11 protein-coding genes are annotated in these 17,282 nt (G+C 68.6%); 10 read left to right on the top strand and 1 reads right to left on the bottom strand.

The features are described from left to right. Positions 1-291: 291 nt before the first annotated feature. The 3 genes from FOJ82_RS08715 (at position 292) to FOJ82_RS08705 (ending at position 4,177) form a co-directional block, all read left to right on the top strand. Positions 292-1,506 (top strand): hypothetical protein, encoded by a 1,215-nt coding sequence (locus FOJ82_RS08715; protein WP_143938105.1) that lies wholly within the window; start codon positions 292-294, stop codon positions 1,504-1,506. Between the two features lie 133 nt (positions 1,507-1,639). Further along, positions 1,640-3,091, top strand: a complete 1,452-nt coding sequence (locus FOJ82_RS08710; protein ID WP_143938104.1) for a hypothetical protein — start codon at positions 1,640-1,642, stop codon at positions 3,089-3,091. Between the two features lie 159 nt (positions 3,092-3,250). Continuing rightward, the gene (locus FOJ82_RS08705; protein WP_143938103.1) at positions 3,251-4,177 is read left to right on the top strand and encodes a type IV toxin-antitoxin system AbiEi family antitoxin domain-containing protein; all 927 of its coding nucleotides are present in this window, start codon (positions 3,251-3,253) and stop codon (positions 4,175-4,177) included. Positions 4,178-4,242: 65 nt separating this feature from the next. Here the strand turns inward: FOJ82_RS08705 and aspA are convergent, their stop codons facing one another. After that, complete coding sequence (aspA, locus tag FOJ82_RS08700) at positions 4,243-5,652, bottom strand: aspartate ammonia-lyase (RefSeq protein ID WP_143938102.1); 1,410 nt, start codon at positions 5,650-5,652, stop codon at positions 4,243-4,245. Between the two features lie 104 nt (positions 5,653-5,756). On the opposite strand from aspA, the gene pta reads away from it, so the two are divergent. The 7 genes from pta (at position 5,757) to FOJ82_RS08665 (ending at position 17,232) form a co-directional block, all read left to right on the top strand. Beyond that, entirely contained in the window at positions 5,757-7,823 is a 2,067-nt protein-coding gene (gene pta / locus FOJ82_RS08695) for a phosphate acetyltransferase (RefSeq protein ID WP_143938101.1), read from the top strand. A 103-nt stretch (positions 7,824-7,926) separates the two neighbouring features. Then, complete coding sequence (locus FOJ82_RS08690) at positions 7,927-9,114, top strand: acetate/propionate family kinase (protein WP_143938100.1); 1,188 nt, start codon at positions 7,927-7,929, stop codon at positions 9,112-9,114. Positions 9,115-9,231: 117 nt separating this feature from the next. Next, entirely contained in the window at positions 9,232-10,008 is a 777-nt protein-coding gene (locus FOJ82_RS08685) for an SDR family NAD(P)-dependent oxidoreductase (protein ID WP_143938099.1), read from the top strand. A 6-nt stretch (positions 10,009-10,014) separates the two neighbouring features. Next, a complete protein-coding gene (locus tag FOJ82_RS08680; RefSeq protein ID WP_143938098.1) occupies positions 10,015-10,842 on the top strand; it encodes a lysophospholipid acyltransferase family protein in 828 nt (275 codons plus the stop codon). Then, complete coding sequence (locus tag FOJ82_RS08675) at positions 10,842-12,548, top strand: FAD-binding oxidoreductase (protein WP_143938097.1); 1,707 nt, start codon at positions 10,842-10,844, stop codon at positions 12,546-12,548. The genes FOJ82_RS08680 and FOJ82_RS08675 overlap by 1 nt, the downstream gene beginning before the upstream one ends. A gap of 249 nt (positions 12,549-12,797) precedes the next feature. Next, positions 12,798-13,721 carry a type IV toxin-antitoxin system AbiEi family antitoxin domain-containing protein gene (locus FOJ82_RS08670; protein ID WP_143938096.1) on the top strand — a complete coding sequence of 308 codons (924 nt, stop codon included), beginning with the start codon at positions 12,798-12,800 and terminating at the stop codon, positions 13,719-13,721. A gap of 169 nt (positions 13,722-13,890) precedes the next feature. Further along, positions 13,891-17,232 carry a PPi-type phosphoenolpyruvate carboxykinase family protein gene (locus FOJ82_RS08665; RefSeq protein ID WP_143938095.1) on the top strand — a complete coding sequence of 1,114 codons (3,342 nt, stop codon included), beginning with the start codon at positions 13,891-13,893 and terminating at the stop codon, positions 17,230-17,232. Positions 17,233-17,282 lie beyond the last annotated feature (50 nt).

Below are 17,282 nucleotides of genomic sequence, written 5' to 3'. Positions count from 1 at the left end.
AGGCGCCCCCACAAGGCGTGACCCGAACCGGAGGAACCCGATGAAGCGACTCCTTTCCACCTGCGCGGCCGGCGCACTCGTCGTCAGCAGCAGCATCCTGACCACCCAACCCGCCCAGGCCGCAGAACCACCGTCGTACTCGGTGATGCTGCTACAGCCAGCCGCCGGAGAGTCCAACGCAGGGGCGCTTGGGCTCAACGACGCCGGTGATGTCGTCGGCTTCTCGGTGGGTCACCAGAGCCATAGAGGGGGGCGGCGACCCTCTGGAGAGCCCGCTCAGGCATCGGTTCCATGATCAACTCCACCACTCGGCCATATGTCAGGATGGCGGACATCTCCGGCAATGGGGTCATCGTGATGACTGGGGACAGCTACGCCACCACGTCCAACACCTCCTACTGGTACGAGCAGGGCACACTCACCAAGATCCAACGCGAGGGGGAAGGCGGAGCCTTTGCATATGGGATCTCCGAGAGTGGAGTGGCTCTCATCAGCGTCGCCGGCGACACGTTCACCGCCACCAGCCCCACCCAGCGGACGCCGCTGCCCGCACATGCTGAGGGAAGCGCCGCGACAGCCATTTCACCGAATGGCCGTGTGGTCACCGGGGCCGTCCTGGACGACCCAGACGCCTGGTACGCGCCGCAGAATCCCCTGCGCTGGGACGATGGGGTGCTTTCCGAACTCACCTCTCCATCGTCCACGCACGGCTACTTCCTGGGAGTCACTTCCGTCAACGACTCCGGGGCCTTCCTTGCCTGCGGCAGCGACATGTATGACTGGCCGTATCACGTGAACGAGGCAACCTGGAGTTACGCTGCCGACGGTAAGCCCAGCCAACTGAGTCCGCTTCCCGGCTCGACGGACGTCTGCGCCAAGGCGATCAACAACGATGGGGTGATCGTCGGGGACGCGGGTTCGAAGGCGACCTTGTGGGTCAACGGTCAAGCGCGTGCACTGAACTCCCTCGTCCCCAACCGATCCGGGTACAGCCTTCAGACCGCAGAGGACATCAATGCCGCAGGCCAGATCGTTGGACTTGCCAAGCTAGCGGACGGTTCGAACCGCGGCTACATCGCGACCCCCAGTACCGCCGAGACCATCTACACCGCACCCGGCTACCACGACTTCAACGGCCGCGCCTGGAAGACGACCTGCGAGCCCTACTCCCGGACCACCCGCTGCCGCAGGGAGATCGTGGCCACCCAGGTCCAGTACAAGAACGGCGGCTACTCCCGCGTCACGGACTGGGCCTTCAACAACCTCACCTACACCCCGAGCCCACGCAGCCTCTGGGCCAGGAACCCCTTGGGCAACACGGGCGAGTGGACCGCCGACGACGGCCGCAAGTGGCGCACCGAGTGCGACACCCCCACCACCGGCAAGAACGGTTGCCGCAGCTACGTGTTCGCCCGCGTGGCCGACGCCACACCCAAACCCGGCGGCGGCTACACCTACACAGTCGAGAGCATGTGGGTCTTCAACAACATGGTGAAGTTCGGTTGATCGACCACCGTCCGGCGACGCACCTGACGGGTGGCTGGACGCCGTCGGCGGGCGACGAGTTTGTCGCGACTGTGCACCAAACCCCCACCCATAGGCGTTAACTCGGATACCTACCAATGGAGGGGGACTCCCGATGAAGCGATTCCTTACCATGTGCGCCACGGGCGCACTCGTCGTGGGGGGCAGCGTGCTTGCTGCACAGCCCGCCCACGCCGCGACCCCACCGTCGTACGCCGTGATGTTGCTCCAGCCCGTCGGCGGTCTGCCGAACTCCCACGCCTCCGGCATCAACGCCCGGGGCGACGTCGTGGGCTCCTCGGAGCCGACCGGCCTGACGATCGACGGCGGCGGCCACGCCACCCTATGGAAGTCACGAACCGGCCACGGCACGGCGTTCGCGCCACAGTTCCCGGCGTCGCAGCAGCTCGACGTCGCGGGCGACGGCACCATCGTCGGCAACTGGGCCGTCGGCCAGCCCAGCACGTTCTGGTACGCCGACGGCACCGGCACCGCGATCCAGCACGAGGGCGCCTACAGCAGGGTCGGCCAGATCTCGGAGACGGGCAAGGCCGTCTTCACCGTGTACGCGACGTCGAGCCAGGTGTTCACCGTCACCAGCCCGACCGCCCTGACCGCACTCCCCGACCCGGCAGGCTCCACCTCGCCGAGTGGCGTGGGCATCTCGGACGACGGTCGCCACGTCGTGGGCACCGCGCAGGCAGGCAGCGCCACCGTCCCGGCGCTCTGGACCGACGGCGTCGGCAAGCTCCTCGCCCTGCCGACGGGCGCAACGGCCGCGCACCTGGCTTCAGTGAACGACGCCGGCACCTCGAGCGGATGCGCGACCATCGGCGGGGTGCAGAACGCGTTCCGCTTCACCGCCGCCGGAGCAGCCACGAAGCTGCCCGCACTCGCCGGATTTCCGAGCGCCTGTGCCAATGCGATCAACAACTCCGGCGCTCTGGCCGGTACCTCGAGCACCGCGAACCACGCCGACTCCCGGGCGGTGGTCTGGGTCGACGGCGTGGTGCACGACCTGAACGCCTTCGCCGCCCAGCGCGCCGGCTACACCCTCACCTCCGTAAACGGCATCAACGCCTCGGGCCAGATCGTCGGCTCCGCACGTCTTGCCGACGGGACGTACCGCGGTTTCATCGCTACCCCGAGCACCGCCGAGACCATCTACACCGCACCCGGCTACCACCGGTTCAACGGCCGCGCCTGGAAGACCGCCTGTGAACCGTACTCCCGGACCACCCGCTGCCGCACGGAGATCGTGGCCACCCAGGTCCAGTACAAGAACGGCGGCTACTCCCGCGTCACGGACTGGGCCTTCAACAACCTCACCTACACCCCGAGCCCACGCAGCCTCTGGGCCAGGAACCCCTTGGGCAACACGGGCGAGTGGACCGCCGACGACGGCCGCAAGTGGCGCACCGAGTGCGACACCCCCACCACCGGCAAGAACGGCTGTCGGAGCTACGTGTTCGCCCGCGTGGCCGACGCCACACCCAAACCCGGCGGCGGCTACACCTACACAGTCGAGAGCATGTGGGTCTTCAACAACATCGTGAAGTTCAGCTGACCGGCCCGGTGGAGCGGACGGCACCGCAGACGGAGCCGAGCGCACCACTCACCAACCCGACCACCCGACGTGGAGCGGACAGCACCGGAGACGGAGCCGTCCGCTCCACCGACCTGTGGACAAAGAAGTTCCCGGATCCCGCACAACCAGAGTGCGGACATGAAGAAGATGATTCTCGTACCCGACCCCCTCAAGCAGCTCATCGCACAGCAAGGCGGCGTGTTCACCCGCCAACAGGCCATCGAGGCCGGCATCACCCGATCCGTGCTGAACCGGTTCTCGCGGGAGGAGCGCTGGTACTCCCCCGCTCGCGGGCTGTGGTCGGTCCAGCCCCATCTGGACTGGATGGCCCGCGTGTGGGGCGGCCTGCTCCTGGGCGGCGACGGCGCCGTCGTGGGCGGGCAGGCTGCCGCGGCGCTGTGGGGCGCGGCACGCACACCGAAACTCGTGACGGTCTGGACCAACTCCCGACTGCGCCACCAGCACCACGGGCACTGGCAGTTCCGGCTGGGCACGCGCAAGGCCGCCGACGACGTCGAACCTGCGCGGCTCCCGCTGGCCGCCGCCGTGGTGGAGATGTGCCGATCGGGCAGTGTCGACGACGTCGTCGGCCATGTCTCCCGCGCGGTCGGCTCGCGGCAGACCACCGCCTCTGAGATCAGGCAGGCACTGGAGGACTGTCGAGCGCACCCCCACCGTCGGTTGCTGGGCGACGTCACCCACGACCACGACTCCGGCGCGGAGAGTCCCATCGAGCGGCGCTACCTCATCGACGTCGAGCGCGCGCACGGCCTGCCCGAGGGCGTGCGCCAGGCGCAGGCGTCCCGTCGCGGCTTCACCGACGTCGCCTACGAGGAGTACCGCCTGCTCGTGGAGCTGGACGGGCGTGCATTCCACGAGGGCCTTGCCGCGCTGGCGGACATGTCGCGGGACAACGGCAACCTGCTCAACGGGAACACCACGCTACGGTATGGGTTGAGCAAAGTCGCCGGCGCACCCTGCCAGGTGGCGGGCGAGGTGTTCACGGCACTGCGACGGCTGGGTCGTTTGGACCGACGCCGCTACTGCCCGCGGTGCGCCCCCTGACCCGGATGAGCGGACAGCACCGGAGACGGAGCCGTCCGCTCCACGCACCGACGGACGCGCAGCCCCTACTCCACCGGGCCTCGCCCGCGCACCAGGTTCTCGATCGAGAGCACCTTCTCCAACAGCTCGGGATCCATCAGGGCGCGCTCGACGACGATGTCGCGCACGCTGCGACCCGTCGCCGCCGCCTCGCGGCCCACCTCGTCGCCGGCCCTGTGTCCGATGTAGTCGTTGAGGTAGGTCACCAGTCCGATGGAGTTCGTGACGTATGCGAGGCACACCTCCGGATTGGCGGTGATGCCCTCGACGCAACGCGCCCGCAGTGTGTGGATGGACCTGCGGAGCAGCACCAGCGACTCCACCAGGGCCTGCGCGATCACCGGCTCCATCACGTTCAGCTGCAGCTGCCCGGCCTCGGCGCCCAGGCCGATGCACACGTCGTTGCCGATCACCTTGAAGCAGACCTGGTTGACCACCTCGGGGATCACGGGGTTCACCTTCGCCGGCATGATCGAGGACCCGGCCTGCCGCTGGGGCAGGTTGATCTCGTGCAGTCCGGCGCGCGGCCCGGAGGACAGCAGCCGCAGGTCGTTGCAGATCTTCGACAGCTTCACGGCCAGCCGCTTCAACGCCGCTGACGCCATGACGTAGGCGCCGGTGTCGCTGGTGGCCTCGATCAGGTTGGGCGCACCGACGCACGGCCGCCCCGTCACCGCGCTCAACTTCTCCACGGCCAACTCCGCGTACCCGTCGGGGGCGTTGATCCCCGTGCCGATGGCCGTCGCCCCCAGGTTCACCTCCAGCATCAACCCGCGCGCACCCTGCAGGTGGCGCAACTCCTCCGCGATGGTCACTCCGAAGGCGGTGAACTCGTTGCCGAGCGTCATTGGAACGGCATCCTGCAGTTGGGTGCGTCCCATCTTCACGACGTCGGCGAACTCCTCGCCCTTGGCGCGGAACGCCCCCACCAGGTCCTCGACCTCGTCGCCCAGTTCGCCCAACAGCTCGTCGATCGCTATCCGCAGCCCGGTGGGGTAGGCGTCGTTCGTGGACTGGCTGCGGTTGACGTGGTCGTTGGGGCTGACCACCTCGTACGTCCCCTTCGGGTGCCCGAGGTGCTCGAGCGCCAGGTTCGCCAACACCTCGTTGGTGTTCATGTTGACCGACGTCCCGGCCCCGCCCTGGAACACGTCGACGGGGAACTGGTCCATGCACCAGCCGTCCTCGAGGACGCGCTCGCACGCCCAGATGATGGCCGTACCGACCTCAGGTGTGAGCGACCCCAGTTCGAGGTTGGCGTGCGCCGCCGCCTTCTTCACCTGCACCATCGCCCGGATCAGTTGGGGCATGTCGTTGACGGTCCGGTCGCTGATGACGAAGTTCTCCGTCGCCCGCAACGTGTGGATCCCCCAGTAGGCGTCGCGGGGTACTTCGCGACTGCCCAGGAGGTCGTGCTCGGTCCTCGTTGTCCGCATGGCCGAACCCTAACGCTCCGCCCGGCCGCGCCGTCGCAGCGGGCCCGGAGCGAGTTGACCGACACCCGCCATCTCCACAAAACCTGACCGGTAGGGTGGGCGACGTGACTAAGAGCGTGTACGTTGCCTCGGCAGAGAAGCAGGTCAGCAAGAGCGCGATCGCCCTCGGCGTGATCGAGTTGTTCGCGCGTCAGGTGAAGACCGTGGGCGTGTTCCGGCCCATGGTGCACTCGCTGGAGGCCGACACCGTCACCGAGGCGCTGCTCTCGCAGAAGGCGATCCGGAACAAGACGCTCGCCGACGCCGTGGGCGTCACCTACGACGAGTACGCCGACGACCACCTGGCCGCCATGGACACGATCGTCCAAAAGTACGCGGCCCTCGCGGAGCGCTGCGACGCCATCGTCATCCTCGGTTCCGACTACGACTACATCGCCGGTGGCACGGAGCTGGACACCAACGCCACCATCGCCGCCAACCTCAACTCCCCCGTGCTGTTCGTCGTCCGCGCCGCGAAGCGCTCCGTGGACCAGGTCCGTCGCATGGCCGAGGAGTCGATCGAGGCCTACGAGGCCCGCCACAACACCGTCGTCGGCATCATCGCCACCCGTACCAACCCTGACGACGTCGACGCCGTCCGGACGGCACTGCAGGGCGTGCGAGACGTGCCCGTCTCGGTCCTCCCCGCGGAGCCGGTGCTGGGTGCGCCGTCGGTGCGGATGCAGATGGAGGCCGTCGGCGCGGAGCTGTGGCTGGGGAACCCGCGCTTCCTGGACCGCGAGTCCCTGCACACCGTCGTCTCGGGGATGACGCTTCCCAACCTGCTGGACCGCCTCCAGCCCGAGTCCACGGTCGTGGTTGCGGCCGACCGCCTGGACCTGCTGCCCGGCCTGCTCTGGGCCCATGAGTCGACGGCGTTCGGGCCGCTGGCCGCCATCTTCCTCACCGGCGGCTTCGCCATCCCGCAGTCCATCGAGACGCTGCTGCGCGGCTCCAAGGTGGACCTCACGATCGCCCTCACCCACGAGGGCACCTTCGAGACCGCGTCCGTCCTGCGCGAGGTGGTGGGAATCTCCACCGGCTCCGAGCGCAAGCGCGCAGTCGCCCGCACGCTGTTCGCCAACCACGTCGACAGCGAGGCGCTGCTGGCCGCCATCGACCTGCCGCGCTCCGAGATCCGCACGCCCACCATGTTCGAGCACCAGCTGATGCAGCTGGCGCGGCAGGACCGCAAGCGCATCGTGCTGCCGGAGGCCTCCGACGACCGGGTCCTCAAGGCTGCCGCCGTCGTGCTGGACCGTGGCGTCGCGGACATCACCCTGCTGGGGGACCCAGCCCTCGTCAGCCGACGAGCCACCGAGCTGGGCATCAACCTGAACAACGCGAAGGTGGTGCAGATCGGTGAGGGCGAGCAGTTCGAGCAGTTCGCCGCCAAGTACGCGGAGCTGCGCGCGCACAAGAACGTGACCATCGAGCAGGCCCGCGAGAAGCTGACCGACCCGTCCTACTACGGCACGATGATGGTCCACCAGGGACTGGCCGACGGCATGGTCTCGGGTGCCATCAACACCACCGCCAACACCATCCGCCCCTCGCTCGAGTTCGTGAAGACCAAGCCCGGCGTCGGCGTCGTGTCCGGCTCGTTCCTGATGGCGATGAGCAACCGCGTGGTGGTCTACGCCGACTGCGCCGTGAACCCGGACCCGACCGCGGAGCAGCTCGCCGACATCGCGATCAGCTCCGCCGAGACCGCCCAGGCCTTCGACGTCGAGCCGCGGATCGCGATGCTCAGTTACTCCACCGGGGACTCCGGCACGGGTGCCGACGTGGACAAGGTCCGCGAGGCGACGGCGCTGGTGCGCGAACGCGCGCCGCACCTGAAGGTGGAGGGACCCATCCAGTTCGACGCCGCAGTCGACGCCACCGTCGCGGCGAAGAAGATGCCCGACTCCGAGGTGGCCGGGCGCGCGACGGTGTTCATCTTCCCGGACCTGAACACCGGCAACAACACCTACAAGGCGGTCCAGCGGACCTCCGGGGCGGTGGCCATCGGACCGGTCCTGCAGGGGCTGAACAAGCCGGTCAACGACCTGTCCCGCGGTGCGCTGGTGGACGACATCGTCTCCACCATCACCATCACAGCCATCCAGGCGCAGAACAGCTCGAGCTGACCCCGCCTGCCGCTCCGGATTTGGCACGTGGCAGACTCACCCCCGTCTCCCTGAGGTCGAGCGCCAGCGAGCCTCGAAGGGCCAACGAAGAAAGAGGTATCTCGTGTCCCAGCCGATCCTGCTCCTGAACTGCGGTTCCTCCTCGATCAAGTACCAGCTGCTTGACCCGGAGCAGACCCGCCCTCTGGCCGTCGGCATCGTGCAGCGGATCGGGCAGGGGCGCTCGACGCTGGACCACGAGGTGGCCGGCCAGGAGTTCCACCTGGACCAGGACTTCGCCGACCACACCGAGGCCGTCGCCGCCGTGGTGGAGCAGTTCAACCAGCACGGCCCGTCCCTGTCGGAGGTCATCGCGGTTGGGCACCGCACTGTCCACGGCGGGAACACGTTCAAGGAGTCCGTGCGGATCAACCAGGCCGTGATCGACAAGCTGAAGGAACTCTCCGAGCTGGCGCCGCTGCACAACCCGCCGTCGGTGGCGGGCATCGAGGCCGCCATGGGGATCCTGCCCGACGTCCCCCACGTCGCCATCTTCGACACCGCGTTCTTCTCGACGCTGCCGCCCGCGGCCTACACCTACGCCATCAACCGCGAGGTGACCGAGAAGTACCGCATCCGCCGCTTCGGCTTCCACGGCACCAGCCACAGCTACGTCTCGAAGAAGGCCGCCGAGTTCCTGGGCCGGCCCGTCGAGGACCTGCGCATCATCGTCGCCCACCTCGGCAACGGCGCCTCCATCTCCGCGGTCAAGGGCGGCGTCGCCGTCGACACCTCCATGGGACTCACCCCGCTCGAGGGCCTGGTGATGGGCACCCGCTCCGGGGACATCGACCCGGGCATGCCCAAGTACCTCGCGGGCAAGGGCATGACCCTGCTGGAGATCGACGACATGCTCAACAAGGCCTCCGGCATGGGCGGGCTGTGCGGCTTCACCGACATGCGCGACGTCGTCGCCGCAATCGACGAGGGCGACAAGCAGGCCGAGCTCGCACTCGACATCTACGTCCACCGCCTGATCAGCTACATCGGCTCGTACATGGCGGTGCTCGGCGGCGTGGACGTGCTCGCCTTCACCGCCGGCGTCGGCGAGAACTCCGCGCCCGTGCGCGAGAAGACCATCAAGCGCCTCGAGGGCCTCGGCTTCATCCTCGACGACGCCGCCAACCAGGTGCGCTCCAAGGAGCCGCGCGAGATCTCGTCGCCGGAGTCGGCGGTGCGCGTGCTGGTCGTCCCCACCAACGAGGAGCTCGCGATGGCCCGCGAGACCCTGGCGGTGCTCGCGGCGGGCTGAGCCGGTTGTGGGGGTCCGACAACTCCCGGCTCGATGCGGTGTGGGCCTCCCACCAGCGGCGGAACACCGTCGTGGTGCAGTTCCGGATAGCTTCCCGGAGGGGATACGGTAGACGTCATGGCAACGGCACTGATCACGGGCGCGACAGCGGGTATCGGCAACGCGTTCGCACGCGAACTGGCCGCCCGGGGCAACGACCTGGTCATCGTCGCCCGTGACACCGAACGCCTGGAGTCCGTCGCCGAGAAGCTGCGCGCCGCCCACGGCGTCGACGTGGAGGTCCTCACCGCAGACCTCTCCGTCCGCGACGACGTGGACCGCGTCGCCGGCCGCCTCGAGGACCAGGCCCGCCCCGTCGACATGCTGGTCAACAACGCCGGCTTCGGGCTGCACTCGTCCCTGCTGGACGAGTCCGCCATCGACACCCACGTGAAGGCGCTCGACGTCATGTGCCTGGCCGTGCTGATCCTCGGCGGCGCCGCCGGTCGGGCGATGTCCGAGCGCGGCCGCGGCCAGATCATCAACGTCGCCTCGTCCTCCGCCGCGATCTTCTCCGGCAACTACTCCTCCATCAAGGCCTGGGCCCGCACCTACTCCACGGCACTGGCCCTGGAGCTCAGGGGCACCGGCGTCACCGTCACAGGCCTGCTCCCGGGCTGGGTCCGCACCGAGTTCCACGACCGCGCCGGCATCTCCGCCTCCAACCTCCCGGGGTTCGTGTGGATCGACGCCGACGAGTTGGTGCGCGAGTGCCTCGACGACGCGGCCAAGGGCAAGGTCGAGTCCATTCCCACGTGGAAGTGGAAGCTCGCCATGTTCATCGGCGACCACGGGCCCCGCGCCCTCAACCGCTTCGTGTCGTCCAAGCTCTCCAAGAGCCGGAAGAAGCACTGAGTCCCAGTGGCCAGGAAGGACGACTCGCGCGGGCGCTACAAGTCCCGCCTGAACGCCACGACGAGGCAGGCGGCCCAGATACTGCTGCTGCGCCCGTACGTGTGGCGGCTGCTGCGCGTCCACGTCCACGGACTGTCGAACCTGGACGCCCTCGAGGCACCGTTCGTGGTGGCCGCCAACCACTCCTCGCACCTCGACACCCCGCTGATCTACGGCGCGCTGCCGAACAAGTTCTCCAAGTACCTGGCCGCCGGTGCCGCCGCTGACTTCTTCTACGACAAGTGGTGGAAGTCCGGCCCGATGTCGCTGTTCTTCAACGGCTTCCCCATCGACCGCGGCCGGGATCGCGACGACGACGACCGCAAGGGCCGCTCCAAGGACAAGAACGTCCGCGGCATGTCGTCGGCGCTGCTGTCGGACGGGATCCCGCTGCTGATCTTCCCCGAGGGCACCCGAAGCCGCACCGGCGCGATGGCCCCGTTCAAGCCGGGCGTGGCCGCGTTGTGCATCTCTCGTGGCGTGCCTGCAGTCCCGATCGCGCTGGTCGGCGCGTACGCGGCGTGGCCGTCGCAGCAGAAGCACCTGCCGCGGGGACGTCCCGCCGTGCACGTGGTGATCGGGCGTCCGATGCGTCCGCTGCCGGGCGAGATCGCCCACGAGTTCAGCGAGCGGATGCGGCGCCGGATACTCGAGCTCCACGACACCACAGCTCGTGCGTACGGGGCGAAGACGCTCGTCGAGTACGCACACACCGTCGCCCTCGAGAAGGCGGCCAAGACCGAGATCTCCGCACTGGCCGAAGATGCCAGCACGCGGACAGACGAGGAGGACTGATGATCCAGGGCGTGAAGCAGCAGAAGTGGTGGGGCTGGGGCGAGGAGGGCAAGGCCTACCAGCACGCGGACAAGCCGAAGTTCGCGCCCTTCGTGAAGCGGATCGTGGGCGTCGACATCAACCAGCCTCGCATGTCCCCGCCGCCCTTCGAGAGCCTCGACGTGCCGCCGTCGCGCCTGTCGGAGGAGCTGCGCGCCGAGTTCCAGGCCATCATCGGCAACAAGTTCGTCCAGTCCGACGACGAGACCCGCGTCGTGCACGCCTTCGGCAAGGGCGTGCGTGACCTCGTCCGCGTTCGCCGCGGCGAACTGGGCCGCGTGCCCGACGTCGTGCTCTACCCCGGCACCGAGGAGGAGGTGGCGCGCATCGTCGACAGCGCCATCGCCGCCGACGCCGTCGTGATTCCCTTCGGCGGTGGCTCCAACATCGTCGCGGCCCTCGAGGCCGAGCCGGGCGAGACCCGCCAGGTGGTCTCGGTGAACATGGGCCGCCTGAACAAGGTGCTGGAGATCGACGCCGAGTCCGGTCTCGCCCGCATCCAGGCCGGCGTCTTCGGCCCGGACATGGAGGACCAGCTCAAGGCCCGGGGCTGGACCATGGGACACCACCCCGACTCGTTCGTGTGGTCGACCCTGGGCGGCTGGATCGCCACCCGCAGCTCCGGCATGCAGTCCGACAAGTATGGCGACATCGCCGACATCGTCCGCGGCCTGCGGATGGTGATGCCCGGCCAGATCCTGAACCTGCGCCCGCTCCCGTCGACCTCCTCCGGTCCGAGCGTGCGCGAGATGGTGCTGGGCTCCGAGGGGCGGCTCGGCATCATCACCGAGGCGTGGGTGCAGGTACACCGGATCCCCGAGGTCCGCGAGCTGCAGGCCTACTTCTTCCCCAGCTACGGAGACGGGCTGAGGGCCTGCCAGCAGATCGTCGAGTCCGACGCCGCCGTCATGATGGCGCGCGTCTCCGACCCGATGGAGACGCAGTACATCATGGCCAACGGCAAGAAGTCCGGCCGGGTGGGCAGCCTGATGAGCAAGGCGATCTCCAAGGTCATGGAGGCCAAGGGCTGGGACCTGGAGGGGATCTGCATGTCCTTCGTCGGGTTCGAGGGCAGCCCGAACCACGTGCGCTACGAGAAGGGTCTGGTCAACAAGATCGTCAAGGCCAACCAGGGCATGGGCGTCGGCAGCGGCCCCGGCACCCTGTACGACCAGAAGAAGTACGACACTCCCTACATCCGCGACTTCATGCTGGACCACGGCCTCGTCGCCGACGTGTCCGAGACGACGACCCCCTGGGCTTACGCGGAAAGCCTGCACACGAAGGTGCAGCAGGCCGTGCAGGATGCGCTGGACTCCCGTGGCAAGCGTGGCGTGGTGTTCTCGCACCTCTCGCACTCCTACCACTCCGGCGCCTGCCAGTACTTCACGTTCGCCGTCGCCGACGACTCCGAGGACTGCCTGGACACCTACGACGTCGTCAAGCGCGCCATCCAGCAGACGTTCGTCGACCACCACGGCACCGTCTCGCACCACCACGGCGTCGGCGAGGAGCACAGCCCGTGGATGGCCGAGGACATCTCCGAGGCCGGCGTGTTCATCCAGCGCAAGCTGTTCGAGGGCATCGACCCGGGCAGCAACCTGAACCCGGGCAAGATCATCCACGAGGGCAGGCCGGGCATCAGCTCGAACTCCTCCGACGCCTGAGTCGGCCGGCAGCGGCGGGCCACCGGATGGTCGCCGGCCGCTGCCGACCTCTTCGCCCCCACTGTCTGCAACTGGCTTGCGCTCTCCGGACTCGCCTGCGCTGCAGCGAAGGCGAACTGCAACGGTGCTGGCTAACCTGAGCCAACGCCAGCCAACCGGCGCGACCGTGCGAACAGCGTCGGCACGAGTTGTCCACAGCTTCTCGGGTGGGTCTTGTGGCTGGTCCAGCCGGCGGGGTTGGCTCAGGTCATGCTCGACAACCAGCCAATGTTCACCCACGCGCAACTGGTCGCCCACGGCCTGAGCGATTCCGACATCCGCGCCCGCCTCGCTTCCGGGGCGCTCACCCGCATCCGACGCGGCGTCTACTGCCCCGCCATCCACCTGGATCCGGTCGACGAGCACATCAGGCTGGTGCGGGCCACCGTGCCGGGCGTATCGCCGTCGAACGTCCTGAGCCACCAGTCCGCAGGCTGCCTCCTCGGTCTGCCGGTGCCTCGGAGGCAGCTCGGAGTGGTGTCGATGACGCGTCGCAGCGGCGGACACGGCTCCTCCCGACGACAGCTCCGCGTACACAACACGCCGTTGCCCGACGACGAGGTCACGACCGTCGACGACCTCCAGGTGACCACACTGTCCCGCACCACCTTCGACCTGTCCCGAACCCTGGAGTACCCGCACGCGGTGGCGGTGTGCGACGGCGCACTCAGGGAGGGTCTGGAGCGGCAGGACCTGCTGGGGGTGATCGACCGCCACAAGGGCCGCCACGGCAGGGCCAGGGCCAGAATGGCTGCGGAGTTCGCCGACCCGAGGGCCGAGTCCCCCGCCGAGTCCCTCAGCCGGGTCCAGCTGGCGCTGCACGGCCTGCCAGCGCCGGACCTGCAATTCCCTGTGATCAACGCCGACGGGATCCAGGTTGCGCGCACCGACTTCGCCTGGCCCGAGCTGCGTCTGGTGGGCGAGGTGGACGGCAAGTGGAAGTACGGCGAACTCCTGCGGCCGGGCCGGACGGCCGAGACCGCGATCATGGAGGAGAAGCGCAGGGAGGCCGACATCCGCGACGCCGGCTACTGGATCGTGCGCTGGAACTGGTCGTTGGCCCTGAACGGCGAGGAGTTGGCGCGACGGGTGTGGCGCGCGATCCGGCAGCAACGTCGCCTCCTCGGGATCTGACCTGCGCTGTTCACGTCTCGCTCGCACTCGTCGGGTTCGCCCACGTTGCAGCGCAGGCGCGCTGCAGGAACGCGAGCCAGCCTCCGCCAGCGCAGGCGAGCTCGCCGACGATCGCGCCATTGTGCGGGGGCGCCCGCCCTCGCTGGTGGAGGCCGCGCGAGAATGGAACATGGCAAAGTCACTCGACACCGCAACCATCAGTCTGAGACTCGCACTCCTCGGGTACATGCCCGACGCCGTCACCGCCGGCGAGGAGGGCGTCCGGCTCGTGGCGCCGGTCCTGGCCAAACAGCGGGAGCTCGCGCGCCGGCAGGGTCCGCTGCTGTCTCCGATCGGCACCCGGATCGAGGGTTTCCTCGCCGACTACTTCTCCGGCACCGACTGGGACTGGCGGCTCCCGCCGCGCACGCTGGTGCTCGACGAGCCCGGCCTCGCCAGGGCGATGTCCCTGCCGAAGGGCCGCGACGAGTTCCACTCCGAACACCTCAGCTCCTACCGCCTGGCCAACGGGGTCCTGCACAACCCCACCAATGACCGACGCACCACCAAGGGCGTGTTCCACATCGCCGAGGGCGGCCTGCCCATCCAGGACGACAAGATCGCCGTCCCCCGCGAGGTGGCCGCACGAATCTTCGACGCCGCCCTGCACCCGCCCCGGGAGGCGCTGCTCGTCCCCTGGACGGCCGACGCGCCGGAGCCCGCCTACGCCTGGGCGTCGCTGCTGCTGCGGCCGGTGGTGGTGCCGGAGGTGCCCGGCTTCACGCCTCAGCGCTCGATGGAGATCCGGTTCTTCGCCCCCGCGACGCTGCTGGCGAACCTCGATTTCGTAGAGGGCATCTTCGGCAATGCCGGGGACCCGTTCCTTGCCGACAACGACGCCGCCCTCGACCCGACCACCTGGACCGGGCACACCGGCGCCGTCATCCTGGCCCCCCACCTGACCAAGCTCCGCAAGAAGGACCTTGGCCTGCCCCACCACGACGACGCCACCGAGCGCCAGCGCCGCGACGGCCAGTGCTGGAGCGACGAGGACGAGCTCTACAACGGCGGCACCGCCTTCAAGCTGTGCGTGCGGGACGAGCGCGGCGTGATCGTCACGGTGATCGCAGACAACTACTTCGGCTACTGCAAGAAGGAGGTCAAGGCCCAGATCAGCTACGCCGCCAACCTCCTCGGCCTGGTTGAGGAGGAGCACTCCGGCGGGGCGCTGGCGTTCCCGCGATACAACCTCGGCTCCACCTTCAGCACCGAGGCCACCCCCGGGTTCACCTTCGACGACGTCGTCGCCCGCGATCCCGACCTGTGGGAGGTCGTCGACGGCGGCTATGCGACGCACTCCCGGCTCGACGACGTCGTCCTGGTCCCGTCGCCGGCCACGTACTCGCTGCGCGACGCCAAGATCAGTTGGGGCGAGGGCGAGCACCGGCGTGAGCTGCCGCTGCGCGCCGACGTCGTCCACACCTCACCCGACGGATACCAGGTGGAGCTCACCCGCTGGGGCGTCGACGACCCGCAGTGGGCCCTCGTCGGCACCCGCCCCACCCCCACCCAGGCGCACAAGCCGGCCACCGTCTCCGGCGGCGGGAAGTCGGAGATCTCCAAGTCCATCACCGACGCCTTCGTCGAGGCGAACGTCTACCTGCAGGACTTTCGACAGGACCTGGAGCTCGTCCGCCGGATCGTGGACAGGGACTTCAGCGACAGGTTCATCGACAAGTCCGTCGTCGACGAGCGCCCCCTGCTCTCCGAGGACCGCAGCCTCGGTTCGGTCATCAAGCTGCTGTCCCCCGCCGACGACTTCACCGCCGAGTACAACGCATGGGTGGAGCAGATCCCCCACCACGTCAAGGAACTCGTGTTCACCGTGAAGAACGCCCACCGCCGCGAATGGGGCCGGGACTGGATGTCCCACTTCTCGGTGCCCACCGTCAACGGGCGCGCTGGGCACGCGCTGCGGCTCGACGACGCGAAGATCCACGTCAACATGCTGCGGGTCGGCTTCGACTCCGACGGCAGCTGGCGCCTCTTCGGGCTCCGCCACGACTTCCGTCCCGCCGCGAAGGTACAGACCGAGGACGACATCACGGCCTCCATCACCGCCCCCGGACCGGGAGGGAACGCGCTGAGCCGCAAGTACGTCACCAACTGCGAGCGGCTGCTGTTCCAGCGCCCTGACGACGCCATCCACCGCGGCTACGACAAGCAGACGGAGCGCGACATCGCAGCCGGCGCCTTCCTCAGCAACTTCGCGCCGCTGGAGCGCAGCGACGCGCAGGCAATCATGTCCGACACGATGGGCGCCTGGGAGTACTCCGAGCCGATGCGGGAGCTCATCCGCTCCGTGGCCGACGGCGAGCACGAGGAGCGATACTTCGTGTCCTCGGCGCATCCGCGCATCGTCGACGGAGCCCGGACGAAGAACCCGCGCTACCTGCAGGAGCGGCCCGACCTCGCCGACGCCCGCGCCACCGCCCTGGCAGACCTGGCCAGCCACCTCGCCGGGAAGGTGCCCGCGGAGCGGCCCGTGCGGCACAGCGTCGACGTCGTCGTCGGGGGCCGGAGAAACAACCCGGCCGAGGAGAACATCCCGCCCCTTTGCGCCTACGCCCCGCTGCACCACATGGAGCTGCCGGAGCTGATGATGGAGTTCATCTCGTCCATGACGGGCAAGTCGCCCTCGACGACTGGCGCGGGCTCCGAGGGGGCGATGACCAAGGGTCCGTTCAACCCGCTGCCGTCGGTCTATGACCTGAACGCCGCACTGTTGTCGTTCGCGCTCGGCGGCTACGACGGCTGGATCTCATCGGCGGGCGTGGTGGGCCCCTCAGTGCGAGTCGACCACGACATCTCGCTGCTGGTGCCCGAGCTGTTCGCCCGCATGTCGCCCGAGGAGCGCGACGCCGGCAGCCTGCTCGCCGAGGGGGCCCTGGAACCCGTCCCGGACTTCGAACACGACGGGGAACTGGTGCTTGCCTCACGGCTGGGATTCCGGATGACCAAGAAGTTCACCACGAAGTACTTCGGCCGGATCTTCATGCACCCGCACGCAGTGTTCACTGCCGAGATGCTGCAACCCGAATTGCAGGGGATTGAGGAGTACGCGGCGTCGGTGCGCACCATCGTCGAGACCCACCGTCGCGTGGCGCAGACCTACTTCGACGACGGCATCGCCGACCTCGCCGTGCCGCCGCTCAAGATCGTGCTCGGTATCATGGCCTACGGCGAGTACGAGGGGCTGCGGCTGGAATCGCCGGACTTCCGCAAGCAGTTCGAGCGCGAGCACATCCTGGCCTCCGACTGGTACGAGGAGCGGCTGGACTCGGCGGTGCGCGCCGAGGAGGAGATGCGCAACCGCTCCATCGCCCACATCGAGGCGTTCGTCTCGGACGAGTTCAACGCGGAAGCCTCCGAGCGGCTGCACCTGCGCGAGAAGCTGGAACAGCTCCGTTCCAACCGTCCGGTCAAGCAGTCCCTTCGCGGTACCATCGGCCGCCAGGCCAGGTACGCCTGACCCAACCCAGCAGCCGCCGTCGCGTAGCATGCCAGGACGGGAAGGCCCGG

Source organism: Tessaracoccus rhinocerotis, from assembly GCF_007197885.1.
GTDB classification, from domain to species: Bacteria; Actinomycetota; Actinomycetes; order Propionibacteriales; family Propionibacteriaceae; genus Arachnia; species Arachnia rhinocerotis.
This window is presented reverse-complemented; position numbering and strand designations above follow the sequence as displayed.